At 49.3% G+C, this 5,828-nt stretch carries 6 protein-coding genes; 5 read left to right on the forward strand and 1 reads right to left on the reverse strand.

Going from position 1 to position 5,828, the window contains the following annotated elements; genetic code table 11:
• Positions 1-148 precede the first annotated feature (148 nt).
• Both AB1756_05080 and AB1756_05085 read left to right on the forward strand, forming a co-directional pair.
• Positions 149-832, forward strand: coding sequence for a HEAT repeat domain-containing protein (locus tag AB1756_05080; protein MEW5806705.1), 684 nt, complete (start codon positions 149-151; stop codon positions 830-832).
• 26 nt (positions 833-858) lie between these two features.
• Positions 859-1,383, forward strand: coding sequence for a hypothetical protein (locus AB1756_05085; protein ID MEW5806706.1), 525 nt, complete (start codon positions 859-861; stop codon positions 1,381-1,383).
• A gap of 36 nt (positions 1,384-1,419) precedes the next feature.
• On the opposite strand, the gene rlmN is transcribed toward AB1756_05085, so the two are convergent.
• A complete protein-coding gene (gene rlmN, locus AB1756_05090) occupies positions 1,420-2,448 on the reverse strand; it encodes a 23S rRNA (adenine(2503)-C(2))-methyltransferase RlmN (protein ID MEW5806707.1) in 1,029 nt (342 codons plus the stop codon).
• A gap of 160 nt (positions 2,449-2,608) precedes the next feature.
• On the opposite strand from rlmN, the gene AB1756_05095 reads away from it, so the two are divergent.
• The 3 genes from AB1756_05095 to AB1756_05105 are packed head-to-tail and all read left to right on the forward strand — an operon-like array spanning position 2,609 to position 5,709.
• Positions 2,609-3,205, forward strand: coding sequence for a tetratricopeptide repeat protein (locus tag AB1756_05095; protein ID MEW5806708.1), 597 nt, complete (start codon positions 2,609-2,611; stop codon positions 3,203-3,205).
• A 16-nt stretch (positions 3,206-3,221) separates the two neighbouring features.
• Positions 3,222-4,181 carry a D-glycerate dehydrogenase gene (locus AB1756_05100; GenBank protein ID MEW5806709.1) on the forward strand — a complete coding sequence of 320 codons (960 nt, stop codon included), beginning with the start codon at positions 3,222-3,224 and terminating at the stop codon, positions 4,179-4,181.
• A gap of 58 nt (positions 4,182-4,239) precedes the next feature.
• Positions 4,240-5,709: a tetratricopeptide repeat protein gene (locus AB1756_05105; protein ID MEW5806710.1), complete on the forward strand. Its 1,470-nt coding sequence runs from the start codon at positions 4,240-4,242 to the stop codon at positions 5,707-5,709.
• Positions 5,710-5,828: the final 119 nt, after the last annotated feature.

Raw genomic sequence — 5,828 nt, forward strand, 5'->3', positions numbered from 1 at the left:
GAAGCTGCTTTCCTTTCCTGTGCAGATCGGGAAGGGGAGAGCCGTTCTCGATCATACGGGAAGATGAAAGGAACCAGCCGATGTTTGAACGGAGAAGAAAGAACCAGAGGAGTTATTCATGTTCCATTCCCTGAGGTGTAGCATAGCCATGGCAGTTGTCCTTGTGATCCTCGTTCTCAGTGTGTCAGGCTGCAGCAAGGACAAGAAAGAAAAGATAGGGGAGATATATGCATTGAAGAGCACGCCGCAGGCCGGTAATGTTGAAAAAATGAAGGCTTATCTTGAAGATAAAGACCGTGAGGTACGGGCTTCGGCTCTCTGGTATCTAAAGGATGTCGACCGGGAGGAAGCCTTCCGGGCTGCCGTCAGGATGCTTGATGACAGGGATGGTTTTGTGAGATCGTCGGCAGCGAAGGTCCTCGGCGAGTTGAAGAACCCTGCTGCGATCGATCACCTCCTGCGGAACGTCGATGATGAGGACTTCCATGTGAGGTTGAAGATTGCGGAAGCAGCGGGTGACATCGGTGGTCCGGGAGCCATGACGATCCTTGAGAGACTCACCTTCGATACTCGTAAGGATGTCCGGATCTTTGTGGCTGAAGCCTTCGGAAAGATCGGTAATAAGGATTCGCTTCCATTCCTGTACAATCTTCTCAAGGATAAAGACTTTGAAGTGAGAGTCAAAGCAGCTACGGCCCTCGGAAATATCGGAGATGAATCGGCTATACCGCAGCTTGAAAAGTCTCTCGATGATGATAACAAATTCGTCAGGGCCGCGACGCAGAGATCTCTCTACCAGCTTCTGAAAGATGAACCATCCACTCAGGAATAGGTCAGGTCAAGAGGACATGCAGCAATATGAATCAATTTGATGAACCGTCGGAGTTCAAAGAATTACTGAGGGCAGGGGAAAAGATAAAGATTGAGGCGAAAGAGGGACTGTCGTCTCCGCTCTTCATAAGGGTCGGGGAAAAGATACTGGGTACTTTTTCCTTCGATCCTTTGATGCAACGGGGAGAGTATAGAGACGCAGGAGGGAGTGTCTTAATCATCCGGGATGCCGGGAGAGCGAAAACGGTTGCCCTTAAAGACGAGGATGAACTGGTAGGATCCTATGAGAAGCGAGGAGGGAACATCTACATCTTCACAAGAGATTCCAATATCCTGTATCTGAATAAGGACGGCTTCTGGAGCAGGGCTGTTTCACTGGTAGAATACGAAACCGGGTGCCGGTTTCTGAGATTCACACCTGGTGAAGAATCCGGCATCCTTTCAATCGATCTGGAAGTCAGCCCCGTGTTTATCGATTCGGAAGATCTCTCCGGACTGCTTGCCCTCGTACTCTTTCATCTCATTGCCGATGAGATCAGGGCGAGAAGGTAGATATGGACTTCACCGCTACTAAATGAAGAAACAATTTCAAGTGATGAGTTGACCGCAGGCAGCCTGGATATCATCTCCCCTCGACTTCCGGATCATGGCATCAATTCCCCGCTCGACGAGAGACTCCCGGAACTTCTTGATCTTCTCATGGGGAGGCTTTTTGAAGAGGATCCTCTTCGATTCGTTCAGAGGGATGATGTTCACCTTGGATGGGATCCCGTGAAGCAGCTTGACGAGTCGTCTAACATCCTCGATATTATCGTTGATACCTTCAATTAGAATGTATTCGAAAGTGATTCTGTCGCTCGTCCTTATAAAGTAGTTCCTGCAAGACTTCAGGATAGACTCGATGTTGTGTTTCTTGTTAATCGGCATGAGCCTGCTTCTCGTTGCGTTTGTCGTTGCATTCAGGGAAATGGATAGTTTTGGCTTAACATTTTCCAGGGAAAGCTCGTCGATCTCATGGGGGAGACCGGCAGTGGAGAGCGTCAACCTTTTTCTGGACAGCCCCATCCCTTCCGGATTCGTCACGATGGAGATGAATTTCGTGACGTTGTCATAGTTCAGGAACGGCTCGCCCATCCCCATCATGACGACGTTGATCTTTTTCTTTGGAAAAGCCCTCTTGCTCAGCAGAAGGATAATCTGAGCGGTGATCTCTTCCGTTTCAAGATTTCTCTTGAAACCCATCTTCCCGGTCAGGCAGAATGTGCAATTAAGAGGACATCCGATCTGAGAAGAGACGCAGATGGTGATTCTCTTCTTCTCCGGAATGAGGACCGATTCGATCGATTTTCCATCATGCAGTCTGAGAAGAAACTTCTCTGTGCCATCTTTAGATAGGTAGCTTTTCTCGATGTGCGGGAGTGAAAGTGAGAGCTTTTCAGAAAGTTTCCTCCGAAGCTTTGCCGGGATGCTGGTCATCTCGCCGAAGGAGCCGACCTTCCCGGCAAAAGCCCAATGATAGATTTGTCTGGCCCTGTACTTTTCCAGATCCCATTCGACGATCCTTTCTTCGAGTTCCTCCAGCGTCAATCCAAAGAGATTTTCCCTTTCATCTTTCATCGATTCGTCTTGGTTGCTTTAAAAATTTGCTTGAATATAACATACCTTCTTTTCTCGAACAAGAAGGTTTCCTTGACGGGAATGAGTTAGTATTCTAAACTTTCTGAGATTTTAAAGGGAAATCGTTTCCTTTAAACCTTTATCTCTTATGGAGTTGTAGATGAAAAAAGAAAATGTGATATTTCTGGCAGCTGGAGTGGTCTTCGGTATCGTCGTCGGTTTTCTTGTTGCCTACATGATATTTCATCAGGAAGAGATCAACCCGGCGCAGAAACGTGAATCGCCGAAAGGCTCTAGCATATCTGAAATGCAGCAGCCTCCGGAACATATAGATATCATGCAGGAGATCGAATCGCTGAAGAAGCTCCTTCAGCAGGATCCTTCCAACTATGCCGCTCTCGTGAGGCTTGGAAATCTCTATTTCGATGCCGTTAAGTTCCCGCAGGCGATCGAATACTATGCTAAAGCCATAGCGATTAAAGACGATGACCCCAATGTCTTCACCGATCTGGGCATCTGTTACAGGAATACCGGAGATCCCCGAAAGGCCATTGAATTCTTCGAGAAAGCCAATCAGAAAGATCCTTCCCACTGGCAGTCCCTGTACAATATCATCATCGTCGCAATGAACGATACGTCCGATCTGACCGCAGCCGAGAGCGCCCTTCAGAGACTCGAGAGGATCAAGCCGGATGTCGAGGGGATCGACATGGTGAAGAAACAGATCGAGGCTGCTAAGGAGAAGAAAGGGAAGTAAGAAAGGCGTTTCTGAGATGAGACCGCATATCCTCGTGACGAGAGATCTGCCGGGTCCTGCTCTCCGGCTCCTTGCCGAAAGCTGTGAGGTGGACCTGAACCGGGAGGAAAGAACGCTTCGAAAGGAAGAGATTGTTGCGATGATTCCGGGAAAAGCCGGCCTGCTCTGCACTCTCTCCGATAGAGTGGACAGGGAGGTGATCAATGCCGGCAAAGAGCTGAAGATCATCGCCAACTATGCCGTTGGAATCAACAACATCGATGTCAGCTATGCAAAGCAGAACAGAATCTTCGTGACGAATACACCCGATGTACTGACCGATGCTACGGCAGACATCGCCTGGGCGCTTATCCTCACACTTACGAGAAGGATCATTCCGGCAGACCGGTTTACCAGGGAGGGGAAATTCCGCGGATGGGCCCCGGGACTCTTTCTCGGCAAATCCATCCAGAAAAAAGTCCTTGGGATCATCGGGATGGGAAGGATCGGAAAGGCTGTGGCCCGGAGGGGAGTGGCATTTGGGATGAAAGTGGTTTACAGTGATCCAAACAGGCTCGGCGGCGAAGAAGAAAAAAATCTTAGTATTCAATACCTTCCGTTCCAACAGCTCCTTCGCGCTGCCGACGTGCTGACCCTCCATCTTCCTCTCACTGAAGAGAGTCGCGGACTGGTTGGAGAGAAAGAGCTTGCGAGCATGAAGAAAGGTGTCTTTCTCATCAATACGGCTCGGGGAGAGATCGTCAATGAGAAAGCCCTTGTGAGATTCCTCAAGAGTGGACATCTTGCCGGAGCCGGTCTCGATGTCTATGAGAGGGAACCGGCTATGGAAGAAGAGCTCAAGATGATGGAGAACGTCGTTCTTCTTCCCCACATAGGTAGCGCGACCGTTGAAGTCCGCGAAAAGATGGCAATGGTAGCAGCACAGAACATTCTTGCCGCTCTGAGAGGCGAGAAACCCCCCAACTGTGTCTTCTGATGAAGATTGCTTTTATCTTCGATGAGTTTTATATTTTTTTAAGGGCAAGAGCGACCTTATGAACAAAGAAGATATCGAAAAAATTCTTGATGAGGCTCTGGAGCACTACAAGAGCGCGAGGTATGCGGATGCTGCCAGACGCTGGAAGGATGTTCTGGCCCTCGATCCCTTCAACAAACAGGCTCAGGAGGGGATCAGGATGGCCGAGCTCCTGTCACAGGAATGGATTGCTGAGGAGGAAGGTGGTGCCGAAAAGCCGGCAAAAACAGAGGAGCCCTTGCAGCTCGTAGAAAACCTCGGCATCGAAGAGATCCTTGAGAAGGGAAAAGCAGAAAACGCTAAACAGATCCAGTGGTCGGAAAAGGAGAGACCGAAAGGAGAGACCGAAGAGACGGTAACGTTGCAGGAAGAGGAAGAGAAAACAGAAAATGAGTCCAAAGTCAAAGCTGAATCCGGGGTGAATCTCCTGCTTTCAGAAGGGGAGAGGCTTCTTCAGGAGGCAAGGTACAGCGAAGCCGCCGATTGTTTCTCGCGGGCCCTGGTGATGGATGAATCCAACTATCGTTCTCAGGAGTTACTGAATCTGGCCAGGAACCTTATAGACGAGAAGCAGAAAGAAACCGAAAGGAAGCTGCATCAGGGTATGGAACTCTTCGAGAAAGGGGATTTTCAATCAGCCGAGAATCTCTTCAGGGAGATCCTCTCCACCAATCCCGCTCACCAGGAAGCCCTCTTCTACATTGGAAGGATTGAGAAAGAAAGAGAGAAAATCAATAGCATGCCTTCCATTGGTCTTGAGAAGAAGGAGAAGGAAAAACCTGCCGGGAAATCCGGAAAGGTCAGAGAGAGAGAAACATCTTCTGAAGCGACCATAAAGGTCTCAAGATCCACTCCCAGGAGGGGAACGATTCATGTAGAAGTCCCTGTTCCAGTTAAGCTGAAAAAGCCGATCTTTGCGAGAATCGTTCTGATCGCAGCGCCAATCCTGTTCGTCGTAGCGGGCTTCTACTTTGCGAGATACATCATCGAGCGCTTCTATTTCTACGATGAACCTGCCAAGCAGAGCTTCGCGCCCCGGACTGAAGGAGAAAGGGGAGCGGAATCAGTCGGCATCGGCGGAGTTGCTGGAAAGGCCGGACAACAGAAAAAGGTAGCAACGCCTGAAAAAGCAAAGGCCGATGAAGGGACCCCTTTGCAGAAGGAAGCTGCTGCAGTCGTCCCCACAGGAACGGAAAAAGTTCCGGAGCCGCAACGGACGGGACCTCTAACGCCATCGCTGATGAAAAGCAAGACTAATTCTCTACTCCACGAGGGGAAGAGTCTCATGAGGGCAGGGAGGTCCATCGAGGCCGAGGACAAATTCAGAGAAGCGACGATCCTTGATCCGCTAAATATGGAAGCCAAGAAACTCCTCGAGGAGGCGTCAAGAGTCGCCGGCGAGGAGAGAAAGTATTTCAACAGGTTAAACGAGGCAGAGAAGTATTTTCAAAATGGAAACTATGCAGAGGCGTTGAGAATATTTTACTGAACTTTGGCAAATTTTTGACATTAAGATCATATCCTTCCTGCATACTGCGCAAGAAGTTTCAGGCATCCTGGATAAGATGCAAAGGAAGGCCGTGTGTGAGGGAAAGCAGATGGCAACTA

The sequence above is a fragment of the Acidobacteriota bacterium genome (genome assembly GCA_040752675.1).
Classification (GTDB): Bacteria; Acidobacteriota; Polarisedimenticolia; order JBFMGF01; family JBFMGF01; genus JBFMGF01.